Genomic DNA, 21131 nt, shown 5'->3' with positions numbered 1-21131 from the left:
GCCTCCTTACAGGTGGGGTTCGTCATACAGCTTCGCTGCGTTCTGTTTCGCCGCGTCCGCCATCATCCGCTGCATGTGCGGCATCAGCTCCTGAGCCATGCGTTGCGGGTCTTTGACATCCCCCTGCACCGTGACCGGCATGTTCAGCGAGTACTGAAACTGCTGATCCACTTTGGTAGGTGCCGGCTTCTCCGGCTCCTTGGGCTGAATGGCCACGGCCGCCTTGGTCGGCACCTGTACGGCCATGGCGCGAGCGACGTCGCCCAGCGCCGGCCCTTGCGGGGTTGCCCCCGAGGCCATCAGCAACGCACCCGAACCCTTCGCGCCATTGAACGACTGGCCCATGCTGGCCAAGCTGGGAATAGCCGGACCAGGGCGTGGCGCCATCAACAACGGCGTGGCCGGTGGGGCGGGTTTTTCCTTGTCGCCACCAAACACCGACTTACCTACGGCGCCGCCCAACATCTGGCCGCCCTGGCTGCCGAGGTAGGCACCAATCAAGCCACCAATGGCGGTCCCGATAATCGGCACCACCGAACCAATGGCCGCCCCCGCCGCAGCGCCGGCCATGGTGCCCGCCAGCGAACCGGCGGCCGCGCCGTAACCTTCGGCCTTTTCGTCCTGGGTCTTGGCATTCTCATAGGTGTCGAAAGCCATGGCGCCGGCTTCCATCAGCGAGCCGCCGGGAATCATCTTGGCGGCTTTGCCGACCTTGCCGATCGCCTGCACCACCCCGCCCAGCCGGGCCATCGACCCGGCCGGGACCGGTACCGGTGGAATCGGCGGACGCGGCACAGGGACCGGCGGACGCACCCCGGGAATTGGCAAGCGCGAAGAACTACCCGGCCGAGGCAACGGCCGACGCCGCGAAGCATTGCGCCTTGACCCGCGTCCACGCCGGCGCGTTTCCCCAGGGCCTACAGCGCCGCCGCCCAGGGATCCCGCGTTGACCACGAAAACCTTCTTGACGCCGTCGTCAGCCGATCCCGACTCGCTGCTCTCGTCGCCGCCTGAGGCGACGTCCTTCGCCATCGAAACCACTTTGAGACCGGTCGCGATCACATCGAATTTACCGGGCTTTTTGTCGTCCTTGCCGTCCGCTTCATCGTCGGCGCCCTCTGCCCCCTTGCCCGTGAAAGCAGCCACCGCCTTGAGCCCGGTTTCCACCAGCGACAACGCTTTGCCGGCCTTGCCCTTGGCCCCCGCGCTTTCGCCATCACCGCCGTCCTCGGGGTTGGTGACAAAGACCTTTTGCACCGCGCCGGCCTTACCGCCACCCAGCGATCCGCGCGCCAGGTTGAACAGCCCTTTACCCATCTTGAACGAACTGAACAGGCCCGTGAGCGTGACCAATCCACCACCGACCAACGCGATCCCCGTGACCACCCCGGGCGCGCTGTCCGACATTGAGGTAATGCTTTTGGTGACCTTGGTCAGCGCCTCGGCCACCGTGTCCGTGACCGGGCGCAGGGCGTCCCCCACGCTGCGCATGGCGTCATCCATCGACTGAGCCATTTCGGCCCACTTCTGCGACGACGCCTCACGCCGCTCGCTGAGGTTTTTGTCGAGGATGCCTGTTGCATCGCGCGAATCATTTTTAAGCTGGCTGTACAGCGCTTTGTTCTGCATGAACGCCGACAGCGCGGCCTTGACCTGCATGTCAGCGAACAGGTCGCCGGTTTTCAGGGATTCTTCCAGCGAGGCCATCATGGCCTTGGCCTTCTCCGGATCGGCTTGCTGGCTGATCTTGGACGTCGCTTCAGCCATCGCCGCCGCGCGCTTCGGATCGGTGGCCTGGATGTATTTCTGCGCCAACGCCATGCTGGTTTCCAGCGTCGACATGCCGTTTTGCAAACCGGTTTGCATCGAGCCCTTGTAGTCGATACCGGCCTTTTCATACGCCTTGACGGTGTCGCCGGAGCCGATTTTGCCCATCCAGTTCTTGAGGTTGTTGGCCGCCTCATCGGCGCCGCCGGCCGACTTCATCTGCACTTGCAGCATGGCGCCCAACTGCGTCACCGCGTCCATGCCGGTGATGCCCAGGCTGCCCATGTTGGCCAACAGCTCAGGGAACCATTTCGCCATGTCGGCCGCTTCAAAGCTGCCCGCCTGCCCTTGATAGGCAATCGCTTCAAGCGCTTGCTGCATCTGTTTGGGGTCGGTGATCTTGGCGTTTTGCCCCAAGGCGTTGATCATCTTCGCCGTGTCGACACCGCTGGACCCCTGCCCCACGACAAACTTGGCCGCGACCGGCGCATATTCCAGCGCCTTGCTCAACTCCATACCGGCGCCAACCAACTGGTTGACCACGTCGGCCACGTCGTTGCGCGCCATCCCGGTGTCACGCGAGGTGGCAATGATCTTTTGCGACATCTCCTTTTCTTGCGGCTTGTTGGCAATCCCGGCCTTGATCGCGATGTCACGCACAATGGCGCCGAAGTCCGCGCTGACCTTGGTCGGTACCGCCAGAGCACCGACACCGACAACGGCCGCGCCGACCGCTTTTTTCATGCCGGACTTGCCGGCATCCAGCTGCTGATGCCCCTTGGCCTTCAGCTCGGCTTTATTGGCCGCCTGCCCCATGGCCCGATAGGACTTCTCCAAACGCCCGACTTCGACGCCCTGCTTTTTCAAGCTGTCCAGATTCGAGTTCAGCCGACTCAACAACTTGGAGGCTCCAGCGGCGCCGCTGTCGTGGGCCTTTTTCCATTCATCGCGCAGGCGAATGGTGTCGCCAATCGTGCGCTGCAGCACACGCGCCTTGTTGCCTTCTGCCTCGAGGCGCTTGATCCGTCCCGTCACGTCTTTGAACGCAGCACCGACCGTCGAACTGACGGCGCCGCCGATGACCAGCCCGAGGGCGATCTTGTTCGCCATATCATGGCCCCCATTTGCACAGCCTTACCGAAGGCGGCTCAATCCGTGAGCCACCACACCATCTCAGCAAACGGCATCGACAGAATCTCAGCGGCGGAAAATCCGGTTTCCGCCGCCAGACGTTTCGCGGCCATCTTTATGACGCCAGGGTCAAACCCCGTTGTCTTGGTCCATACGAAAATAGCCGGCCTGCAGGCGGTTGAAATCCACCAGCTTCAGGCCCTCCAGATCCGCGACAGGCGCACCGGCCAACTCGGCAAACAACACCAGCTCGCGCTGCTCGTCATCGCCGCCCGCCTCACGATTCGCCGAACGAACGTCGCGCACGGTCGGGGAACGCAAGGCCAACTTATCGACGGTGACGCCGTTGATTTGGCTCGGGCACGACAGCGTGACCAGCACGTTATCGGTGGTGATCGACAACCACGACGGCACCGACGTCGAGTAATCGGTATCGGGTGCCAAGCGCGCATAGGCCGCCTGGACACGGCGATAGTCCACCAGCTTGAGGCCTTCCAGATCCTTGAGGCCGACCTCGGCCAAGCCCGCGAACAACATCAGCTCGCGCTGTTCGTCATCGCCGTTAGAGGCACGGTCGGCCGCCCGCACTTCGCGCACGGCCGGAGCGCGCAAGGTCAACGTCTCGACCTTGATCCCGTTGGCATCGCTGGGACGCGAGAGGGTCACGACGGCGCTACCAGGGGTGACCGCCAGCCACGCCGGCAGTTCTTTATCAGTTGCTTTCATCTGGATCTATTCCCTTACATGCCGAGCGCGGTGCGCACTTCGGCGAGCTGGTCTTTGCCGTCGATCACCTGAATACCGGCGACCATGTCAATCTCGTACATCAGGCGCCCGTCGATTTCGAGCTTGTAGTACGTGACTGCAATGGCGTGTTTGATCTCGGCCGGATCACCGGCTTTCCAGTCGCCCAAGTCGACCTCTTTGAGCCGGCCGCGCAGGGTGGCGACCACCGCCGTCACGGTGCCCTTTTGCCCCCTGAACGCACCCCGGAAAGTTGCATTGAAGGCCGTACCATCGGCCAGACCGAAGTACTTCAACGACTCACGGCGCACGCCCTTGGTGACAAAGGACGCCTCCATTTTTTCCAGCCCCTGATCCATTTCGATGGCACCGGCCATGCCGCCACCGCGATACTCGTCGGTCTTGCTGGTCAGCTTGGGCAGCGTCAGGCTCGGCACGTCGCCGGAGAAGTTCACGCCATCAACGAACAGGTTCGTGTTAAACAAAGTTTGAGGAATCATTGACTAGGCCCCTTAGGCTGCTTCAAGAACTTCGGTCATCCATTGATCGGTGACTTCGAAAAGGAAATTCGGGTTTTCAGCCGGCGGCACGTCGGTGAAGCGAATGCGCCAATAGACTTTGCCCTGGGCGATTTGGCTGGCGGTGTTCAACTCGGTGTCCGGGTACACCTCGAAGTTGATGATTGCGCCCTGGGCTTTCAGGTCGCGCATGAACGCTTCCAGGCCGTCGGTCACATCCTTGACGTAGGTCTTGGTGATCGAGCGGTCAACGGCCCATTTGTGGCCGGCCTGCACGGCATCCATGAGGATGAACAGCGTGCGCACGCGGGTGACGAACGCCCATTTCGGATCGCTCGACAGCGTACGGTTGCCCCATAGGCGATAGCCGTCGTCGCGGATGATCGTCGCGATATTGGCGTTGTTCAGCAGGTTGGCCCGGCACGTCTCGTCGCCGTCCAGGTACTCGACCGCTCGGGTCGTGCCGGTGATGCCGACAAACTCCTTGTTCGACGGCGACGCCCAGAAGCCGTATTCCGCATCGGTCCAGGCAAACAAGCCCGCCGCCCAGGCCGAGCCCGGGGCATCGACCGTCTGGCTCAGGCCGGTGTCCCAGTACTGCACGCCCGGGTCAACCATGAACAGGTTGCGACTGCCGAAGTTATCGGCGTAGGCCATGGCGGCCTCATCCGTGGTGCCAGGCCCGTCGATAATGCCGATGGCGCGCAGCTTCTGCGCCAAGCCATCGAGCGCGGTGGCCACCGCCTGCGTGGCCGTGTGCCCCGGCGCGATCAACAGCCGCGGCTGGGCGTTAAACAGGCTTTTGCCATCGAGCAAGGCCTGTAGGCCGGTGCGTTTACCGGAAGCCAGAACCCCGCCAATGATCGCCGAGGTTTGCAGCGCCGCGTCTTCCAGCTTCGGCACACCGATGGCGACGATCACCGCCTTGGCCTTGGTGTAGATCGCCTGACAGGCCTTAGTGATCGCCGAGTCGGCGCCGAAGGCGACAATGGCTTCGCGCTCGGTGGTGATCAACTTCAGCTCGCCGGCCAACGCCGTACCGCCGCCGAGGACACCCGGGGTGAAGGTGTCGCACAGTCCAATGATGGAAGACGACGGCAAGGAAATGGTGCGCGCCCCGGTCTTGATATCGGTGGTCGTAACGCCGTGAAAGAAACTCATAAAGCTCAATCTCCAGAAGCGAAAAAGCCCCGCATAAGCGAGGCTGTGAGGGGTGTTCGTGTTACGCGTAACGGAAAAGAAAACGCCCCGTCAGTGCGGGGCGTTTATTGGGGCAGCGTTGAGAGCCAAGCCGGCGCTGGGGGCCGGTGTTCGCTCAAGGGGAACTCGCCAGCTTCTGGCCAGTTACGAAGCTCGCGGCGATACACCTGCAATTCGGTGTATTGCTCGACCGTGAGCGTGGTTGCAATGCCTTCCTCCAGCTCGTCACGGTGCCGGGTTACGACACCATCCGTTGCGGCCAGCTTGGCGTCACGCCAGACGCGTTCGATGGCGGCAGTCTCCTCCGGCGTCAGCGGCGGCGGATCAATCAGCACCGGATAACCATCAGGCCCCGCAACGATGCGCCGCCCATGAGACACAAGCGCCAGTAAGGTATCCCGCTCTTCAGCGCTGTACTCAAGGACGCCCTCCGGGATGACCGAATTCATCTCATCGTCGTAGAAAAAAGCCGTGTTCGGACAGAAATAAACAGTCATACCCTACCTTTCACTTTCCAGAAAAAAGAAGATGTCGCGGTGTGCAGATTTCGAACCGTAATGGTTCCTCCCGCGCTGCTCCTGGCCTGTAACACCGGCGCCGCCCCGACAGCTTCGCCGTTGGCAAAGTTGGCAAAGGTCAGGTCGATACAGGTCGGTGCCGCCAACATCGCCACCGGTAGCGTAATCACCACATCCGCCCCAGACGCAATCCCAACGTAGATTCCCCATTGCTCGATCTGGCCGCCTGGTAGCTTCTGGGAGCAGATAGAGCCTGCTAACGACGCGGCAAAGTCTGCGTTTTTACCCAGGCCGGCAGTAGAGTCCGTAACCAGCCACTGAGTAGGGCCAATCGCTACGATCTTTGCAGACTGTCCAATACCGATATTGAAAGATGTAACAAGAGCACCACCCTGATCCTGAATATTAGTGCCGCCCGAGGTCGCAAGAGATCCGCTAGTGGACGTCGCGAATATATTGAAACTTGAGCCGTCAGGAATTCCAAGGGACGTAGGCGATGGAAGCGTTAATACATAGCTCCCGGCCGAACTGAACCAAACAAGTTTGCCAATGTCAGCCGCCGTAAGACTGCGGCTGGCACCAACGTTCGTCCAGCCTGCAAAACTACCGCCCGCTCTCTTCACAAACTCCGTCGTAGCAAAAGACTTGTCGCTGGCGAACTGCGGCTGTGTGGTCCAGTTGGGGCCAGACATTGCCGAGGCGTAGGCAAGCTGCGAACTGCCGAACACGTACCATAAGTCAACGCCGTTGGAGACGAAGGTGAGAACATCCCCGTTGCCCAGATTGATCGTCAAGACTGGCGTGGACATCGGAACGATGTTGTCGGTACCTGCTCGCGAGATTGTTGCAACCCCGCCAGCCGTGCCCATGATGGTGAATGCAGCACCAGGCGGGACAGAGCTCGCCGCCGGCAGCGTGAGCGTCATGGCGACTGCGGAATTGGCTAAGTGCATCTTGCCCATGTCCGACGCCAGAATGTTCTCCGTGGCAGAGTGGACTTTTCTACCTGCAAAGTTTTGCCCGATAGACTGCGCAAACGCCGTCGTAGCGAACTTCGCGGTGCTATCGAACTGCGGCGGTGTGGTCCAGTTTGGGCCGGCCATTACCGCCGCATACTTGAGGGACATGGACCCGCCACGCAAGCGCCAGGTGCCCGACACTTTCACGAACTTGGCGTTATCCCCCATGCCCAAGACGACGGGTATCACTCCGGCGACCTGAGACGCCAACACGTCCAACCCGGCCGCCAGAACAGTGACTGCACCGGCCCCAGCGTTCACCACCTCGACCGTCGCCCCCTCAGGCACCCCGGCGGTAGGCGGCAACGTGATGTTGATCGGTGTAGCGGATGCGCCGGCCACAATCCCGCCAATGCTTGACGCCCCCAGCGCGGTGCTGGCGGTCAGTGGCGCGAAGCCCGAATACTCGACGCCCATTCGTTTGGCAAAGGCGGTGTTCACCAGCCTGAGCGAGTTGTCGAACTGGGGCGGGGTCAGCGCCGTTGGAGCGCCCAGCAAAGCCGGGGAGTTGATTGGCGCATAGCCCTGAGTGACGTTCTGAAAAGTCAGCGCCGTGGTGCCCAGGACAATCACCCCATCCGTGACCAACTGCCAGCGCGTGTCGGCCTGCGTCGTGCCTTGCTCGACGGACACCAGCAGCGCCGACGTCACCTCGGCATTGGTATCGGCATCCGGCGCGCGCGTCCAGACCGGCGCAGCGGCGATCCAAATGCCGTTGTCCTTGGCCACCGCCTGGTTTTTCACCAGCACCCGCGCGCCCGCCGGCACCGAAACACCGTCGATCACCTGAAGACCCGCCAGCGCGATGTTGGCCGTGGTCGCGACCAACACCGATTGCTTGCTGTCGAGCTTGTACAGCTCCTCCATAATCTTTGTGTCAACGTACGAGCGAGTCGCCAGCACCACAGACGGGTCGATCTTCAGCTGAATATTGGCCGTGCTGCTGGTGATGATGTGCATCCGCACCACCTGGTTGCGCCCGGAGTTCTGAGCCAGTTGCGGCTTGTAGCTCGGAGCCACATTGGATACTGCGGAGAACACGCCATCCTTGTCTTCGAGCGCCAACTCACGGACCCACCAACCACCGACATCGGGTGGCAACACCAACTCGGCTACAAGTACGTTGTTGTCAGTCGGAGATACGTAGAGCTGGTTCAGTTGAGCGCGATAGACCTGATTAACTAGCATCGTCTGCGAAGGATCGGGAACTGGGTCAGTCCCATTGGCATCGCCGATCAGCATGAAACGCGGCTCCCAGGGAATCCCCAAGGCGTCGCAATTGGTTTTCTTGGCGGCGCCAAGCAAGGTCAGCATGCCGCCAAAAATAGTGTTTTTATCAACCATGGGGATACACATCCATTTCGTCGAGAATGTAATGGCTAAGGCCGGTGTAGCCCTGAACCACCACGTCGATATCCGGGTTACTCCAGGGGTAAACGTCAATTTCGTCGCCGTCGTAAACAGCGACACCCACGTAAGCATCGACGTGGCTTTCAAGAACAATGTCCAACCCCACCAAGTGCCGGGTGACGGGCTTGGCGTCGTCAATCAGGCGCTCCAGCTCCTGATACATTTCCTCGGTGATCCCGGTATCGAGAACGCCGACCTTCAGCGCGAACGTGCCCGGCACGCCCTCAGGCACGGTGTTGAACCACTCGATAATTTCGATCAGGTAGCCCAAGGGCTCGACCACCCGACGCAGCGCTCCGATGGTCCCTTTGTGGGCATGGATGTAGTAAGAGGCCTTAATGGCGGCGCGCTTGGTCGCCTCAGTCCATCGATAGTCCCAGCGATCCACCGACCACGCCCACGCCAGATGCGGCAGCAGATGCACCGGACAGGTATCGGCGTTGTAGAGGTCACGCAGCGGGACAATCGTTTTCTCGAAAAACGTCGCCTCCATGGCCCGTTCTAGTTGCGTGCTGTTGATCGGCAGTAGGCTTTTCATGTCAGCCCGCCAGCGTCACGGTGTAGCTCGTACAGAACGCCGCTTGAGCCTTGGTCGGGGCCAGGTCCTGCCAGCCGACCAGCTCAACCCGGGAAACGCCGGCAACGTGCACCTGAGCATCTACGCCGGACCGTGCCACCTCAACGCCCAGCCTTCTGCGCGGATTGATCCAGGCCGCCAATCGACTTTTCGCCTCGGCCAAACTGGCATCCGCTTCGGGGCCGGCGCTGACCATGTGCAGAATCGCGTTAATTTGGTAGCGGATCACTTGCGCACTCTGCACCGTCACCCGATCCCCTACCGGACGCACGTCGTCGTCATTCAGCGCGGTGGCCACCGTGGCCAGCAGCTCCGGCGGCGCCTCGCCCTCCCCATCCAAACACAGCACCGTTACCGTAACGCAACACGGTGCCGGGCTTTCGGCCGTGGCATCCGCCACCAACCCCGAGGCGTTGCGAGCGTGCAGGATGTAGCTGTTACGCGGACCGGCCGTGGTCAACCCTTCATAGGCCAACTGAATACGCTCGCGAAACGGGTCGTCGTCCTCCTTGACCTCCGGCACCGGTGGCACCGCCAGCAGATCCTCGGCTTGAATGACCAGGCGCTTCAGATTGACGTTGGCCCCCAGGTGATCGAGGTCGCCCTTTATGGCGTGTGCCAGCAATACCGCTTTGCCGGCGTCATTCACCCGGGCGCGGTTGCCGACCTTGATGTACGCGCCAACCTCCAGCACCTTAACCACCGGATCGCTTTCCAGCGCGGCGGTCCAGTTGCCGCCCATGTACCCGCGAAAAACCCCCAGCCCCTCCTGATAAACCTCTTCGAAGTCCAGAGGCTCCAACACAGTCGGCGCCGGCAGCGACGACAGATCCACGATACTCATACGGCTACCTCCAACGTAACGCCGTCGCCCAGGTACTCGCCGACAATCTGCAGGTTGATTTGCCCGCTAATAACGGAAATGACGCGCACCTGATCCAGTTTCAAACGCGGCTCCCAGCGCCCCAAGGCGCGGGCGACTTCAGCCTGTACGGCGCTTTTCCAGCCCTCGTTAACGGGCAAATCGACAAACCGCCGGAGCTTGCTGCCGTACTCCATACGGTGCCGGCGACTGCCCAGCGGCGTGCCCAAAATGTCTGGAATGGATTGCCGCAGGTGCTTGATACCGGAAATGGGTAGGCCGGTATGGCGGTCCATTCCGATCATTTCGTTACTCCGGCAATTGCTGCAGATCTGGATGCGCCTTCAAAAACGCATATTGATCATCACCACATGCGGTGACACGACCACCAACAACAGGAAGCGTGCCGCCGCCGGGCAAAATCAAAGTGCGCGAAGTGAAAACCTTGTCGCGAAAAACACGCGGTGGTCCGATGGACTCAACCGCGTCAGCAGTAACGGGAAAACCCAGAGGCGCCGGTTTCAACCCCGGAACCGCAATGGCTTCGGCGACCCCGGCCGAATCGCCATCAGCTCTAGACTTACTCATAAGGCAGACTCCAGATGTGAAAAAGCCCGCACTGGGCGGGCTGTGGTGAATTGAAATTAATGCGTGTGGTGGTTGCTGTTGCCGCCGGCATCGATGATCGCGCCGGCACTGGTGATGCCCTTCGTGACGTGTAACGCGCCGTCGATGGTCACCGCCGCTTTCAGGTTGATGTTGCCGGTGGTCACGTTCACGGCGCTGTCCGTTATGACCGCCTCCGTGCTGGCGACTTTGATGGTCACCGTGCCGGTGGGCAGGTTGATGCTGTAGCTCTTGGCCTGCCAGTCGTAAATCAACGAGCCACCATCATCAAACCGCCAGACTTCCACATGGTCGCGGTTATCCGGCGGCGGGCCGGCATTACCGTACAAGCCCGGGATAAACGTGCCTTGTGACACGTCACCACTGGCACTGACCAATGTCCCCTGCTCGCCCATGGACGGCGCCCGCCAGTGCCTGGCCTTACCGGCAGCAATACTGTGCCAGCGCACCCATGCACTGGTCCATTCGCCATCCGAAACGCGGCACACCGGCGGGGAGGCGGTCAGGTCGACCGCCACCACATAACAAGCCTTCACCACCCCAGCGAGCATGCGGTCATGCTGGGCGCTTGCGTAGCCGCTCACATGTCCTCCGCCGGGACAAAGTCCTCTTTGACATCGTTGTTAAACCCAAACAGCAGCATGCCCGGCGGCTGATCAGGCCAAGGCCACTCCTCAACACCGAGGTACACCTGCTGAGTCCACTCCACCAGCCAGACGGTGTAGCCATCCAACGCCGGCTGGGTCCAGTCCTGCAGCGCTTGTACAAACTCGGCGGGTTCGACCGGTAACCCCCATGTCTGTGCGCGCAGCAATACGGCGAGCTGGGTCGCCAATTGCACGGCCTGCCGTTGGTGGTGCGGCTTGATCGGGTCGACGATGATGCGTGCCTCGAACTTGCACACCAACGTGGTTTCACCCGTGCCAATTTCGGTACCCGGCTCGATCTCGGCCAGTTCCAGAAACACCGCTGGCAGAGCCACGCGGTCCGAAATGTTCGGCCAGACCGTCACTGCCTGCACACCTGGCAGATGGGTCTTCAGATGCTGCTCAACTGCCTGATAAAGCTGGTCCAGGCTCAAAGGCTCGTCAGACATTGCCTATCCTCTTGAGGTACTTCTGCAGCTCAAAGTTGAGCTCCTGTTTCAGGATCTCCAGCAGGCGCTCATCCGCCTTTTGTACCCAGCTATCAAAGTGTGGCCGCGCCTGCTCCAGCGAGACTTTCGCCTTGGCCAGCGGAAAGCGACTGCCATTTTCCGCCACCCACCCCGAACTCGGCCCGCGACCCGGTGACACCGTGCTGTCGGGGTAGTCGTCCGCGTTGAAGTGCTTGCTCGCCGTGCGAATCCAGATGTCGGGCTTGTTGCCGTAGACCTTCTTGAGGAATGCCCCCTGGTACCGCCGCCCGGCTACCGATACGCCGCTGCCGGTCTGCCGAGCTCGGCCGATCCGACTGGACTCGATGGCGTTTAGACCAAACCAAAGCTTGCCGCTGGAAGCCCCGCCGGAAACCGGGTAACTGCGCAACCGTTGACGCACCGCCGCGACAGCGATGCGCTCCTGCCGGCTGACGGCCCGGGCGATGTGCGTGCGCAACCAACCCAACGTCTTGTTGATCGCGCGGCGGTGCGCCGTTGCCGCCGCCTTGGGTACCAACTTGGCAAAGTCCTGAAACGCCTGAAGGTCCGTGGCCGAGGACTGGATGGAAATCATCCCGCCGCCGGCCGAGGGTTTGAAATAGCTACCGACACTCATGGACGCATCCTCAGGATCAAGGCGACCAAGCCGTCGCCGCTCGGCTCCAGCTGAAACAGGTCGTAGTCGCCACCGCCATCCAAGGCCGGCAAATCGATACTGACCAACAGGCCCGGCTCCAAGCCCTGCGAATCGCTGACGCGGATCTCGAAACGCGGCTCACGCAACCCGGTGTTGAGCTTGCCGAACTTCGGCTGCAGCCAAGGCGCGGCAAACATACCGAACACCGGCTCCTCGCGACCCTCGATCCGTGCGGTGTCGCCCAGCGTTTCGAACACCACCGCGTCGACCTCAGCGACCAGATCGCGAAAGCCCATGATCAGAGCTCCAACAGGATCTGGGCGCGAGGTCGGGTGCACAAGTGCAGCGGGTTGGACTGGGCTTCACCGGCCATGCCTTTGTTGAACGGCAGCGGCTCGATCATGCTGTAGTAAGGGATTCCCTGAGTGTTGACCGTTTCCATGTAGTCCGCCGGAGCAAACACCGAGATGTACAGATCAGGCACACCCTCAGGGACCAGCAACGCCTTGTCGTCGTGGACGAAAGAAACACCCGCCACCTTGCCACGGTAACGCTCCCAGATAATGCCGCCGAACTCGAAGCTTTCCCGGGCATCACCACGCAATGCTGCTGCTTGTTGGCTGTTGAGGTAGGTTTCCTTGACCGCCTTGTGAACGATCAACTTGTTCCAGAAGTTCTTGCCGCAGAAGGCGCGCGAACTGGTGCTGGTCACACTGCCGAGTGCGTCTTCCTGCATATCCAGCGCTTCGCCACATTTAACCCGCAGCTCGGTACTCTGATCGGCCAGGCCCATGGGCAGCTTCTGACGCTGCACTCCGAAGGACGCATAGATGTCCAGCAGCGGGGTTTGGCCATCGGCATCCAGGATCAGGCCATTGAGAGCACCCATGCGCTGGAACTCATGGGTCGCATCCAACTGCCGACGCGCTTTCGCCAGACGGGCGTTGACCACATCCTGCACCGCCTGCAATTCGGTGCGGGTACCGAAGGCGCGAATGCCTTGGATCTCGTCGGCCTTGATGGTGAAACGCTCTGGCAAGTGGACGGTGTTGAACGGAATCAGGTTACGCTTGCTGGCCGCAACCACCAGACCAGAACTACCGCGCTCACCTGCAGGCACCAGCGCCAGGGTGTCGCCGTCCTTTTCAATCTGCACGGTCAAGGTCGTAACCCCTTCCTCGCGAAACAGGCCCAGCGCACTGATGCGGCCCGGCAGGTACGGTTGTTCGTTGAGTGCAGCGGTGAGCGCAGTAACGGTAAACGCTTCGTCGTCAAAAATGGCGATATCGGCCATGGGTACTCTCCAGAAATGAAAAACCCCGCTCAAGGCGGGGTGCATGAAGTGGGCTGATCGACTTATCGGACGATCAGAAAATGGGCGGCCAAGTCTTTTTCGGCGTCGGCGTCGAGTCCGGTCAGGTGCGTTTCGCTAACTTCCGCCAAGCGCACGACGGCGCGACCACGGCGCACCACATCCGACTCACCGAGCGGACCGAAGAGAATCGCCACGGCCGTCTCGCTACCATCTTCGGCAGCCGGAGCGTACGGCGCGAATTCGCTGGTGGCCGTCACCAGGCCGAGGACCTGGCCGGGATTCAGCGCAGGACCAGCGGCAACGTTGATCGTTTCCCGCGAGATGTTCCCGGCGCCCTCGGAGAGGAGAAATTCACCCGCGTGGGTCGGCTCTTTTTTAATGGTCATTGTCTTGCTCCTTTCGCGCCGTGCGCGGTTCCAGAGTGAGCGGCTTGTCGAGCGGCCCAGATCGAGGTGGGATCAGTTTGCTTGGCCAGCACCTTCGGCGCCGGGTCGTTGTCCAGCGGCAAGCTGCTGTCGATTTCGAAGCCCTTGCCGCTGCTGACAATCTTGTCGAACAGGCGCGCCCGCACTGCCGCTGCGTCCAGTCCAGCAGCGACGTACTCAGCACTGAACTCGGGCAAGCGCGCGGCCACGCAAAGATCGTTCACCGCCTTGGCCCGTGTCAGACCAGCCTGGACGATCTCTTCGCTTTCGAGCTTGGTCGAACTGAGTAACGGCGCGACCAAGTTGCTGATCCCCGCTTCCGCGCATCGCTGGGTGATCATCAGAGCTAGCTTGGTCGAATCAACCACCGGCGGATCGGTGGGCTCTAACTCCGGGTCCGACTCCGGTGGTTCGTTGAACTGGGCCAGCAGTTCGGCCGGTGCGTGCTGGAAACGCTGCAGCACGCCACCCTGACCAAGGCAGGCTTTGACCTTGAGCCCGCCGCCGACTTCATCAGCCAAGCCCAGGGCTACCGCTTCATTAGCGGTGAGCCAGGTTTCAGCGGCAACCAACCGCCGCAACTCGACCTCATCAATGTCCGGCGCCTTCGCCTTGTAGGCCGCGATGATTGCTTCCATGGTCTGGTCGAGAACATCGGCCACCTGACGAAAGTCTTCGGCATCCCCAGCCGCGTAAGTCCATGGGTTGTGAATCATCAACATGGCGTTGGCCGCGATGACGACCTTGTGTGCGCCGCACACCGCGACGCTGGCCGCACTGGCCGCCAGCGCATCAATGCGTCCGGTGCAGCGCTCGCCCAAACGCGATAGTGCGTTGTGCATCGCCAACCCGTCAAAAAGGTCGCCACCGATGCTGTTGAAGGCAGCGATCACGGGTGAGACGCCGTCATCCATGGCGCGCAGATCCTGCACGAACTGATTGGCAGTGATGCCCCACGCGCCGATCTCGCCATAGACGAAGACTTCGATCACTCGCTCGGCAGGCTCCCCGCTGGCTTGCACGGCGTACCAGGTGTTGTCCTGCACCTGCACCCGCTGACCCGCCCGATTGTAAATGCGCGGTCGCGCTTTTTTGCTCATGGTTGCTCCTTGTCGTCGATGGGCTCGACGGCGTCGAGAGTGTTGTAGTTGAGGCCCAGACGCGTGGCCCGGGCTAGATCGGCGGCGTTTTCCGCGTCGACCGTTTCGGCGTCGTAGCCGGTGCGCAGAACCATTTCGCTGCGCGAGGCGAAGCCCGCTTGGACTTCCATACGCCGCGCTTGAACGTCCTGCACTGGCTGGATGTAGGCCCAACCTTGTGGCACCCAGCGGGTGCGCAGGTATTCGCGGCGCCGCTGCGCGTAGTCCTTCAGCACCAGGACACCCGACAACACGGCCATGTCCATCCAGGCGGCCCGCACTGGGCGGCAGAGTTGGTGGACGTAGACACCGAATTGCAATTGCTCCAGACGGCGTCGAAACTCGTTGAGCACCACACGCAGCGCCCGGTCATTGACCTCGCGCATGTCGCCGGTGAGGATCTCGTAAGGCGTACCCGTCCCCGCCGCTGCTGCCATCAGCTGCTGTCGCATGAAGTCCGGATAGTTGTTGCCCGCGTCCGGCGGTTTGGAGAATTCGACTTCTTCACCCGGGCCCAGCTCCTGCATGGTGCCGGGCTCCAGCGCGACCATCGGCGTGAAGCCGTCGCGATCGGTATCCAGTAGTTGGCCGGTGATTGGATCTCGGGGAGTCTGTCCAGAGTCCGGCGCTGGCCGACTGATGAACCCGGCAAACAGATTGGCCACCTCTTGGCGGAACAACACCGCGTCGTCGTAGTTGTCGAGACTGCGCAGACGCTTGAGCACCGGCGACAATCGCGGCACGCCGCGCAGCTGGCCAGGCTCGACCGGCTCAAAGATATGCAGCACCTGAGCGGCCGGCACGCGTACCAACTGGTTGTAACCGGCGTTCAGTGACGATGCATCACGCGGGTGCGACAGGTACATCCAGTACGCCACCCGCTTGCCACCTGGCGTGAACTCGATGCCGGCGCGGATGAGGTTGCCGGTTTTGGTGGTTTCAAACTTGTCATGCGGTACGAACTCCGGGGCCAGGATTTGGAGCTGCAGTGGTACTGCGAGGCCTTCGTCCAAAGCGCGAGGTCGTAGCCGCACGAAACATTCGCCAGAGGTTTCTACCGTGCGCGCCGCCAGCGCCTGCTGGCCGTAGAAGTCGGTGCGCTCATCGGCGTCCGACTCGTCGACCCAGTCCTCCCAGAGTTCCTGCAGCAATTTGCGCAGGACTTCGTCGTCGGTTTTCGGTCGCGGCGTGATACCGGTACCGATCAGGTTGCTGACGCGCTTATCGATCACGTTGAAGGCATACGGGTCATTACGAACCGCTGCCCGGGAACGCGAACGCAGATTGCGCAGTGCTGGGGTGTTGATGCTATTGACCCCGTTGTCGGGAGCATCCCAGCCAGTGGAGCGGCGGCCCTCTCCGGCACCTTCGTAACTGGCCTTGATATTCGACGGCAACACGAATCCGTTACGGGTGAGCGTCGGAAAGTGACGGGCCATTAGAGTCCTTTGCCTCCGTGGGTCAGCCGAACCACCCGAGAGCGTGGCCCGGCTGCACTGATCAGTGACGTACGGATTTCTTCGCGCGCCTTGAGCAGTTCGTCGATGGTGCGGTATTCCACGGTACGGTCGGTGTAGCGCACGACTTTTTCACCGCGTGCGATGGCCGCCTCAACCGCGTCGAGGTGCTTTTGGGTAAAGGACATATCAGCGTCTCTTCAGGTAACCGCTGGTGGAGCTGCGGCGTTGAGGTGGCGGTGCTGCCGGTCGCGATTGCACGATCGGAGCAGTAGGTTGTGGAGCCGATTGCGGTGGAGCAATTGGTGTTGCTGGTCCGGTGACGCGTTCGCCTTGAACAGGCTTGATGCCCAATGCGTCGTCGAACAGACCAGACTGTGCCAGGGACTGACGCACTCGCTCCCAGTCGTGTTCCTTGTAACGGTTGAGGCCCAGGTAATGCGCCATGGCCAGGCAATACACCATCAAGTCGAGTGCTTCGTTACGCTCGGCCTTGCCCTTGACCCACTCAATGCGCTTGTGTCCACGTATGTAGCGCGCAACCTTGCGCTCCGCGACGCACTGGTCGAAGAAGTCGTCAGGCAGGTCATTGGCGAAGTGCAACGCACCCGGCCCGGATTCGAACGGGTAGCGGTTGTAAATCCAGTCTTTCGCCGTGTCGGTACCGACGAACCAAAGCTCGGCACCGTTGCGTTCGGTCTGGCCTTTCCACGTCACGTCGACCATGGACGGACGTTGAGCAATGACGGGCTTGCCGGGTTTGCTTGCACCTTTGATGGCGAACACGTTGCGCCAGCGACGAACACGGCAGAACTGGTAAACCTCATCGGTGTGGTGACCGCCGGAGTCGACGGCTACCGCGAGAATGCCAAGGCCGACACCACACGGGTGGCGGTATTTAGCCTTGAGCAATTCGTCCAATGCAGCCCAGGTGCGTTCGTCTGAGGGATCCCCCGAAACCACCTGGTAATCAACAACCCAGCGCTCCATGCCAACGCCCCATCCCATGGCCATGAACTCCAAGCGGTTGGCCTGAACATCGACGGATCCGGTGATCATCAACACGGCAGCCGATAGCGAGCCGAGGGTGAAGTCTTCCAGCCGCGCCCGTTTCCTCAGCACATCGGCTTTGGTTTGCTCTTGGGCTGCGTCCCAGACCTTCGCCAGACGGGTGTTGTAGAACACCTGCATCGGTTCAAGGTCGCCTTTGGCCTGGGCCTTCTTGGCCTTTTCGAATTGTTTGGCCAGCGATTTCCAGTCCATCCAGCCGAGCGGCGAATACAGCGCATTGAGGTGGAAGCCCACCGTCTCACCATCGCCTTCGGCATGGGCACGCCATTCGCCTTTGGCGAGCATTTCGCCCTTGTGGTACTCCTCGATCAGCACGTCACACTCGGGCCCGGCACACTGGTAATGCACGACGCTGAAGTCGTTCGAGTAGTGCAGTCGTTCCCACTCCAGGGTTTGCATGTGCCCGCAGGTTGGGCATGGGACGTAGTAGTGACGCTGGTCGCTGCCGTCGAACAAGTCGGAGATCCGCGAGGCACCCTTGATCGTCGGCGAGCTGGAAAAGTAGAACTTCGCGTTGCGGCCGAAGGTACTGCCCCGGGTTTCCGCCAGCTCGATGGGGTCGCCCTCTTCGCCGATGTCCACTTCCCAGCGGTCGATTTCGTCGCCGTAAACGTAGCGCGCCGAAAGCTCCGATAGGTTGGCGGCCGAGCCGGCGGTGGTGACGTACAACGTGCCACCCTCGAACTCCTTGGTGTCCATGGTGTTGCGCGAATCCCGCGAGCGGTTGGCGGCTACACGTTCGCGCAGTACCGGCGTCGCTTTAATCGTTTTGCCGATCCGCGAGGACACCCGTTTGGCCAGGCCGAGGCTTGGCAGCAGCGCCAGAATATTCGACGGCGCCATGTGCATCAGACCGCCGATCCAGTTCAGTCCGATCTGGGTTTTCATCAACTGCGACGCGACCATGGTGATCACGCGCTTGCAGGGGTGAGCCGGCGACAAACAACGCATGGGCTCGCGGGCATACGGTGTGCGCGAGGTGCGGTACTGTCCTGGCTCAGCGGCACCGGTGTCACGCGGGATGCGCATGTACTCATCGGCCCACTGATCGATCCAGACGTCCGGGTCGGGTCGTAGCCCACGGAAATACGCCTCGCGGTACACCTCTGCACCGTCAGGAATTTCCGTGGGCATGGGCTTAACTCGTGGTCAGTGCGTGTTCAAGGTCCGCTGAAGACATGCGTTCGGCGTCTTCCAGCGAGCGGCGAATCGCCGCCGTGAGGTGCTTTTCGATTTCCCATGGGTCGGTCATCGATGCCAGTTCGGGAGCCAGTTGCGGAGGCATTCCCAGCAGTTGATCGCGCAGCATGCGACCGGCGTTGTAGGCGCCGGACTGAACCGCCGACAGGGCCACCAACGAGCCCTTGGCCTTGTGCAACTCGATCTCGGCGAGCTGTGCCAGGTTGTGCTCGCGCAGTGCGCGGGCCTTCTGGAAGTCGGGGAGCTGCCCCGCAGGGGTAATCGCGAGCGGCGGCGCAGCCGTTGAAGTCGACTCGGCCTGGCTGGATAGCTGGCTGTAAACGTCACGCTGAAGCCGGTCTTGGTGGTGGCGGTCGGCGACGGCGGTCTTGCTGGGGTCAGCGGTGTCGCGAATCAATGCTTCACTGGCCGTGACATCAACCTGTTTACCGTCGGCGGTCAACACCAGGCGGTTGTTGTTTTTCAACCAGGTGATGTAGCTGGGCGCCCTGCCAATCCGAGCCGCGAAGGCGCTCTTTGACAGGTACATTGGTTCTGTCATAAGCCCTCCTTTTCAACGGCTTTTCAATGGAACCTTTCGATTTCAATGGATTGAATTTCAGTAAGCTGGCAACCCTGCCGCTAACACTTTCCCGCGGGTTTCCGACCCCGTACCCCCTGAATACCCCCAGGGTCCCCGGCAGTTTTCGACGCCCCAAACCGGTGCGCCCCCCTGCTTGCCACTTGCGGGGTGGCACTTCGAGGACACGCGAGCGCTAGGCCGTCCCCGGACCGCAAGGTGGGTGCTTACGCAAACTCTCGCAGCGCCTCTTGCAGTCGCTTGGCTTTGATGATGGCTTCAGCATTACTTTCCCGCTCAGCCTCTACCGACAGGGCTACCTCTTCGATGCGGCCCGCCAATGCCTTCATGCGCTTGCTGAACTCTTCAGACAGGCTCACCACTTCACCCGACAGGGTCGCCAATACGTCCAGCGCGCCATCGGTTGTTTTGGTCGATGCAACGGACTGCTTGGATGCCTGAGGCATGGTTGTCTCCTTCTTGGTTTTGGGTGTGACTACAGCACGCTGAAACTTCCCGCCGATTGGCTCCCTGATAATCCCGGCATCTTTGAGTTCACCAAGAGCGCGGCGTATAGCGTAGGCAGATGCGCCACTGACATTGGCAGCCAGGACGGCGCCGTGAATATCACGGGCGGTCCAGCATGATTGAATGGGTACATACCCAAAGATTTTTTGAGCTATGGAAGATTGCCCTGCAAGCATCTGCTGCTGCCTGGATTCATTCATTGCTAGAGACCTGCTAAATAAGTGGCTGGGTGAGAGTTATTCCGAACGATTAGATTCGGTGGGCATTTCACTGACGCCCAACCGCTTGGCGGCCCAGCGCTCGTACAACCCGATGGCGACATCAGCGCCGGCCATCGCGGTCAGGCAACCCAAGCTGCCGGCCGTCCAGATCGTCATGCCCGCGCCGATCATCAGCATCATCGCCGACACGCCGCAGACAATGCAGGCACCGGACCGAAGCGCGAGTCGGCGCAACAACGCCCAGCCTCGCGCCCCGTCTTTATCGGCGCGCCACATCTCACCCGACACACCGCCGACCAGGGCCAGGACGATAACTAACCAAATCGGCATCTCTGCCAGCGCTTGCTGTTCATTTGTCATTCGTTCATATCCATCGAGTGCTCTTACTGGAGCAATGGGCAAGAAGGTCCTGCGGTGATAGTGTCAAATGGCAATCATCAAAAAACGGCTAGGAGGCCATATGCAATTTGTACACTCGCGTGAATATCTTTCAGAGGGCGACGTCGTTGTGGTGGAGTGCACCCACCAATGCAACGTTCGTCTGACTGATGATTCAAATTTCTCTAAATTCAAAAGTGGAGCTGCACACCGGCATTACGGTGGCTTCTACAAAATGCTACCGGCACGGATTGTCGTTCCACGCACAGGTAACTGGAACATCACAATTGACCTAGGTGGCGGGACTGGCCAGTACAGGTACTCCATCAACATTCTCAAACAAGGCTAACTCGCCAACGCACTGCTCTAATGCAGTCTCGAGAGCGTCCTTGATATCTTTCAAGGTCGAATCCAAACCATAGGCGGTGGACGTAACGCCGCCTATGGCATTCCGGGCCCAGACTAATTTCCCCTGGGTGCTCCTTACCTGGACTTCCATCGCTAATCTCCTCGCGCAATTGATCGGCGTCTCTTCTTTCGTACACCGAAAAAGAAAACCCCGCCGGGTGGCAGGGTTTCAGTGTCATGACATGAGCCAGGACGAAGTGCACAGCACGTGCTCGGGGGAAGCGCCGAGGCGCAGAATTCATATCTTGGTGACTTTTTACCCCCAGAGTACGGAACCGAAAA

24 protein-coding genes and 1 pseudogene are annotated in these 21131 nt (G+C 61.0%); 1 reads left to right on the top strand and 24 read right to left on the bottom strand.

Going from position 1 to position 21131, the window contains the following annotated elements:
• Positions 1 to 6: 6 nt before the first annotated feature.
• From AC3IUE_RS10415 to AC3IUE_RS10300, 24 genes and pseudogenes are all read right to left on the bottom strand, one after another.
• A complete protein-coding gene (locus AC3IUE_RS10415) occupies positions 7 to 2877 on the bottom strand; it encodes a phage tail tape measure protein (protein WP_489267174.1) in 2871 nt (956 codons plus the stop codon).
• Between the two features lie 150 nt (positions 2878 to 3027).
• Complete coding sequence (locus AC3IUE_RS10410; protein WP_489268786.1) at positions 3028 to 3312, bottom strand: phage tail assembly protein; 285 nt, start codon at positions 3310 to 3312, stop codon at positions 3028 to 3030.
• Between the two features lie 39 nt (positions 3313 to 3351).
• Positions 3352 to 3624, bottom strand: a pseudogene (locus AC3IUE_RS10405) (phage tail assembly protein); the annotation flags it as partial.
• 14 nt (positions 3625 to 3638) lie between these two features.
• Entirely contained in the window at positions 3639 to 4142 is a 504-nt protein-coding gene (locus AC3IUE_RS10400; RefSeq protein ID WP_347804527.1) for a phage major tail tube protein, read from the bottom strand.
• Positions 4143 to 4154: 12 nt separating this feature from the next.
• Positions 4155 to 5321 carry a phage tail sheath subtilisin-like domain-containing protein gene (locus tag AC3IUE_RS10395; protein WP_489267172.1) on the bottom strand — a complete coding sequence of 389 codons (1167 nt, stop codon included), beginning with the start codon at positions 5319 to 5321 and terminating at the stop codon, positions 4155 to 4157.
• A 104-nt stretch (positions 5322 to 5425) separates the two neighbouring features.
• Entirely contained in the window at positions 5426 to 5857 is a 432-nt protein-coding gene (locus tag AC3IUE_RS10390) for a phage tail protein (protein WP_489267170.1), read from the bottom strand.
• Complete coding sequence (locus tag AC3IUE_RS10385; protein ID WP_489267168.1) at positions 5854 to 8241, bottom strand: phage tail protein; 2388 nt, start codon at positions 8239 to 8241, stop codon at positions 5854 to 5856. The genes AC3IUE_RS10390 and AC3IUE_RS10385 overlap by 4 nt, the downstream gene beginning before the upstream one ends.
• Complete coding sequence (locus AC3IUE_RS10380) at positions 8234 to 8845, bottom strand: phage tail protein I (RefSeq protein ID WP_489267166.1); 612 nt, start codon at positions 8843 to 8845, stop codon at positions 8234 to 8236. The genes AC3IUE_RS10385 and AC3IUE_RS10380 overlap by 8 nt, the downstream gene beginning before the upstream one ends.
• A 1-nt stretch (position 8846) precedes the next feature.
• Positions 8847 to 9728 carry a baseplate assembly protein gene (locus tag AC3IUE_RS10375; RefSeq protein ID WP_489267164.1) on the bottom strand — a complete coding sequence of 294 codons (882 nt, stop codon included), beginning with the start codon at positions 9726 to 9728 and terminating at the stop codon, positions 8847 to 8849.
• Positions 9725 to 10051 carry a GPW/gp25 family protein gene (locus AC3IUE_RS10370; RefSeq protein ID WP_489267162.1) on the bottom strand — a complete coding sequence of 109 codons (327 nt, stop codon included), beginning with the start codon at positions 10049 to 10051 and terminating at the stop codon, positions 9725 to 9727. The genes AC3IUE_RS10375 and AC3IUE_RS10370 overlap by 4 nt, the downstream gene beginning before the upstream one ends.
• A gap of 4 nt (positions 10052 to 10055) precedes the next feature.
• Positions 10056 to 10334 (bottom strand): hypothetical protein, encoded by a 279-nt coding sequence (locus AC3IUE_RS10365; protein WP_489267160.1) that lies wholly within the window; start codon positions 10332 to 10334, stop codon positions 10056 to 10058.
• Between the two features lie 56 nt (positions 10335 to 10390).
• Positions 10391 to 10924, bottom strand: a complete 534-nt coding sequence (locus AC3IUE_RS10360; protein WP_489268784.1) for a phage baseplate assembly protein V — start codon at positions 10922 to 10924, stop codon at positions 10391 to 10393.
• Positions 10925 to 10953: 29 nt separating this feature from the next.
• Complete coding sequence (locus AC3IUE_RS10355) at positions 10954 to 11469, bottom strand: hypothetical protein (RefSeq protein WP_489267158.1); 516 nt, start codon at positions 11467 to 11469, stop codon at positions 10954 to 10956.
• Positions 11462 to 12127 carry a hypothetical protein gene (locus tag AC3IUE_RS10350; RefSeq protein WP_489267156.1) on the bottom strand — a complete coding sequence of 222 codons (666 nt, stop codon included), beginning with the start codon at positions 12125 to 12127 and terminating at the stop codon, positions 11462 to 11464. The genes AC3IUE_RS10355 and AC3IUE_RS10350 overlap by 8 nt, the downstream gene beginning before the upstream one ends.
• Positions 12124 to 12444: a head-tail joining protein gene (locus tag AC3IUE_RS10345; protein WP_489267154.1), complete on the bottom strand. Its 321-nt coding sequence runs from the start codon at positions 12442 to 12444 to the stop codon at positions 12124 to 12126. The genes AC3IUE_RS10350 and AC3IUE_RS10345 overlap by 4 nt, the downstream gene beginning before the upstream one ends.
• A 2-nt stretch (positions 12445 to 12446) precedes the next feature.
• The gene (locus AC3IUE_RS10340) at positions 12447 to 13442 is read right to left on the bottom strand and encodes a major capsid protein (protein ID WP_489267152.1); all 996 of its coding nucleotides are present in this window, start codon (positions 13440 to 13442) and stop codon (positions 12447 to 12449) included.
• A gap of 62 nt (positions 13443 to 13504) precedes the next feature.
• Positions 13505 to 13849: a head decoration protein gene (locus tag AC3IUE_RS10335; protein ID WP_489267150.1), complete on the bottom strand. Its 345-nt coding sequence runs from the start codon at positions 13847 to 13849 to the stop codon at positions 13505 to 13507.
• Positions 13846 to 14988 carry a head maturation protease, ClpP-related gene (locus AC3IUE_RS10330; RefSeq protein ID WP_489267148.1) on the bottom strand — a complete coding sequence of 381 codons (1143 nt, stop codon included), beginning with the start codon at positions 14986 to 14988 and terminating at the stop codon, positions 13846 to 13848. Before AC3IUE_RS10330 ends, AC3IUE_RS10335 begins: the two co-directional genes overlap by 4 nt.
• Entirely contained in the window at positions 14985 to 16466 is a 1482-nt protein-coding gene (locus AC3IUE_RS10325) for a phage portal protein (protein WP_489267146.1), read from the bottom strand. The genes AC3IUE_RS10330 and AC3IUE_RS10325 overlap by 4 nt, the downstream gene beginning before the upstream one ends.
• Positions 16466 to 16672 (bottom strand): phage head-tail joining protein, encoded by a 207-nt coding sequence (locus AC3IUE_RS10320; protein WP_095128709.1) that lies wholly within the window; start codon positions 16670 to 16672, stop codon positions 16466 to 16468. The genes AC3IUE_RS10325 and AC3IUE_RS10320 overlap by 1 nt, the downstream gene beginning before the upstream one ends.
• A 1-nt stretch (position 16673) precedes the next feature.
• Positions 16674 to 18689 (bottom strand): phage terminase large subunit family protein, encoded by a 2016-nt coding sequence (locus tag AC3IUE_RS10315; protein ID WP_489267143.1) that lies wholly within the window; start codon positions 18687 to 18689, stop codon positions 16674 to 16676.
• Positions 18690 to 18693: 4 nt separating this feature from the next.
• Positions 18694 to 19296: a terminase small subunit gene (locus AC3IUE_RS10310; protein WP_489267141.1), complete on the bottom strand. Its 603-nt coding sequence runs from the start codon at positions 19294 to 19296 to the stop codon at positions 18694 to 18696.
• 245 nt (positions 19297 to 19541) lie between these two features.
• A complete protein-coding gene (locus AC3IUE_RS10305; protein WP_489267139.1) occupies positions 19542 to 20042 on the bottom strand; it encodes a hypothetical protein in 501 nt (166 codons plus the stop codon).
• Between the two features lie 36 nt (positions 20043 to 20078).
• Positions 20079 to 20423, bottom strand: a complete 345-nt coding sequence (locus AC3IUE_RS10300; RefSeq protein WP_489267137.1) for a phage holin family protein — start codon at positions 20421 to 20423, stop codon at positions 20079 to 20081.
• Between the two features lie 67 nt (positions 20424 to 20490).
• Between AC3IUE_RS10300 and AC3IUE_RS10295 the strand changes: the two genes are divergently transcribed.
• Positions 20491 to 20790, top strand: a complete 300-nt coding sequence (locus AC3IUE_RS10295) for a DUF1883 domain-containing protein (protein WP_489267135.1) — start codon at positions 20491 to 20493, stop codon at positions 20788 to 20790.
• Positions 20791 to 21131: the final 341 nt, after the last annotated feature.

This window comes from Pseudomonas sp. GL_093, assembly GCF_057837605.1.
Note: the sequence above shows the minus strand (reverse complement) of the source record. Positions and strands in the feature narration are given on the sequence as shown.

Coding starts and splice junctions, on each gene's coding strand:
- AC3IUE_RS10415 (WP_489267174.1), bottom strand. CDS start 2,877: ATGGCGAACAAGATCGCCCTCGGGCTGGTCATCGGCGGCGCCGTCAGT.
- AC3IUE_RS10400 (WP_347804527.1), bottom strand. CDS start 4,142: ATGATTCCTCAAACTTTGTTTAACACGAACCTGTTCGTTGATGGCGTG.
- AC3IUE_RS10395 (WP_489267172.1), bottom strand. CDS start 5,321: ATGAGTTTCTTTCACGGCGTTACGACCACCGATATCAAGACCGGGGCG.
- AC3IUE_RS10390 (WP_489267170.1), bottom strand. CDS start 5,857: ATGACTGTTTATTTCTGTCCGAACACGGCTTTTTTCTACGACGATGAG.
- AC3IUE_RS10385 (WP_489267168.1), bottom strand. CDS start 8,241: ATGGTTGATAAAAACACTATTTTTGGCGGCATGCTGACCTTGCTTGGC.
- AC3IUE_RS10380 (WP_489267166.1), bottom strand. CDS start 8,845: ATGAAAAGCCTACTGCCGATCAACAGCACGCAACTAGAACGGGCCATG.
- AC3IUE_RS10375 (WP_489267164.1), bottom strand. CDS start 9,728: ATGAGTATCGTGGATCTGTCGTCGCTGCCGGCGCCGACTGTGTTGGAG.
- AC3IUE_RS10370 (WP_489267162.1), bottom strand. CDS start 10,051: ATGATCGGAATGGACCGCCATACCGGCCTACCCATTTCCGGTATCAAG.
- AC3IUE_RS10365 (WP_489267160.1), bottom strand. CDS start 10,334: ATGAGTAAGTCTAGAGCTGATGGCGATTCGGCCGGGGTCGCCGAAGCC.
- AC3IUE_RS10360 (WP_489268784.1), bottom strand. CDS start 10,924: ATGCTCGCTGGGGTGGTGAAGGCTTGTTATGTGGTGGCGGTCGACCTG.
- AC3IUE_RS10355 (WP_489267158.1), bottom strand. CDS start 11,469: ATGTCTGACGAGCCTTTGAGCCTGGACCAGCTTTATCAGGCAGTTGAG.
- AC3IUE_RS10350 (WP_489267156.1), bottom strand. CDS start 12,127: ATGAGTGTCGGTAGCTATTTCAAACCCTCGGCCGGCGGCGGGATGATT.
- AC3IUE_RS10345 (WP_489267154.1), bottom strand. CDS start 12,444: ATGGGCTTTCGCGATCTGGTCGCTGAGGTCGACGCGGTGGTGTTCGAA.
- AC3IUE_RS10340 (WP_489267152.1), bottom strand. CDS start 13,442: ATGGCCGATATCGCCATTTTTGACGACGAAGCGTTTACCGTTACTGCG.
- AC3IUE_RS10335 (WP_489267150.1), bottom strand. CDS start 13,849: ATGACCATTAAAAAAGAGCCGACCCACGCGGGTGAATTTCTCCTCTCC.
- AC3IUE_RS10330 (WP_489267148.1), bottom strand. CDS start 14,988: ATGAGCAAAAAAGCGCGACCGCGCATTTACAATCGGGCGGGTCAGCGG.
- AC3IUE_RS10325 (WP_489267146.1), bottom strand. CDS start 16,466: ATGGCCCGTCACTTTCCGACGCTCACCCGTAACGGATTCGTGTTGCCG.
- AC3IUE_RS10320 (WP_095128709.1), bottom strand. CDS start 16,672: ATGTCCTTTACCCAAAAGCACCTCGACGCGGTTGAGGCGGCCATCGCA.
- AC3IUE_RS10315 (WP_489267143.1), bottom strand. CDS start 18,689: ATGCCCACGGAAATTCCTGACGGTGCAGAGGTGTACCGCGAGGCGTAT.
- AC3IUE_RS10310 (WP_489267141.1), bottom strand. CDS start 19,296: ATGACAGAACCAATGTACCTGTCAAAGAGCGCCTTCGCGGCTCGGATT.
- AC3IUE_RS10305 (WP_489267139.1), bottom strand. CDS start 20,042: ATGAATGAATCCAGGCAGCAGCAGATGCTTGCAGGGCAATCTTCCATA.
- AC3IUE_RS10300 (WP_489267137.1), bottom strand. CDS start 20,423: ATGACAAATGAACAGCAAGCGCTGGCAGAGATGCCGATTTGGTTAGTT.
- AC3IUE_RS10295 (WP_489267135.1), top strand. CDS start 20,491: ATGGCAATCATCAAAAAACGGCTAGGAGGCCATATGCAATTTGTACAC.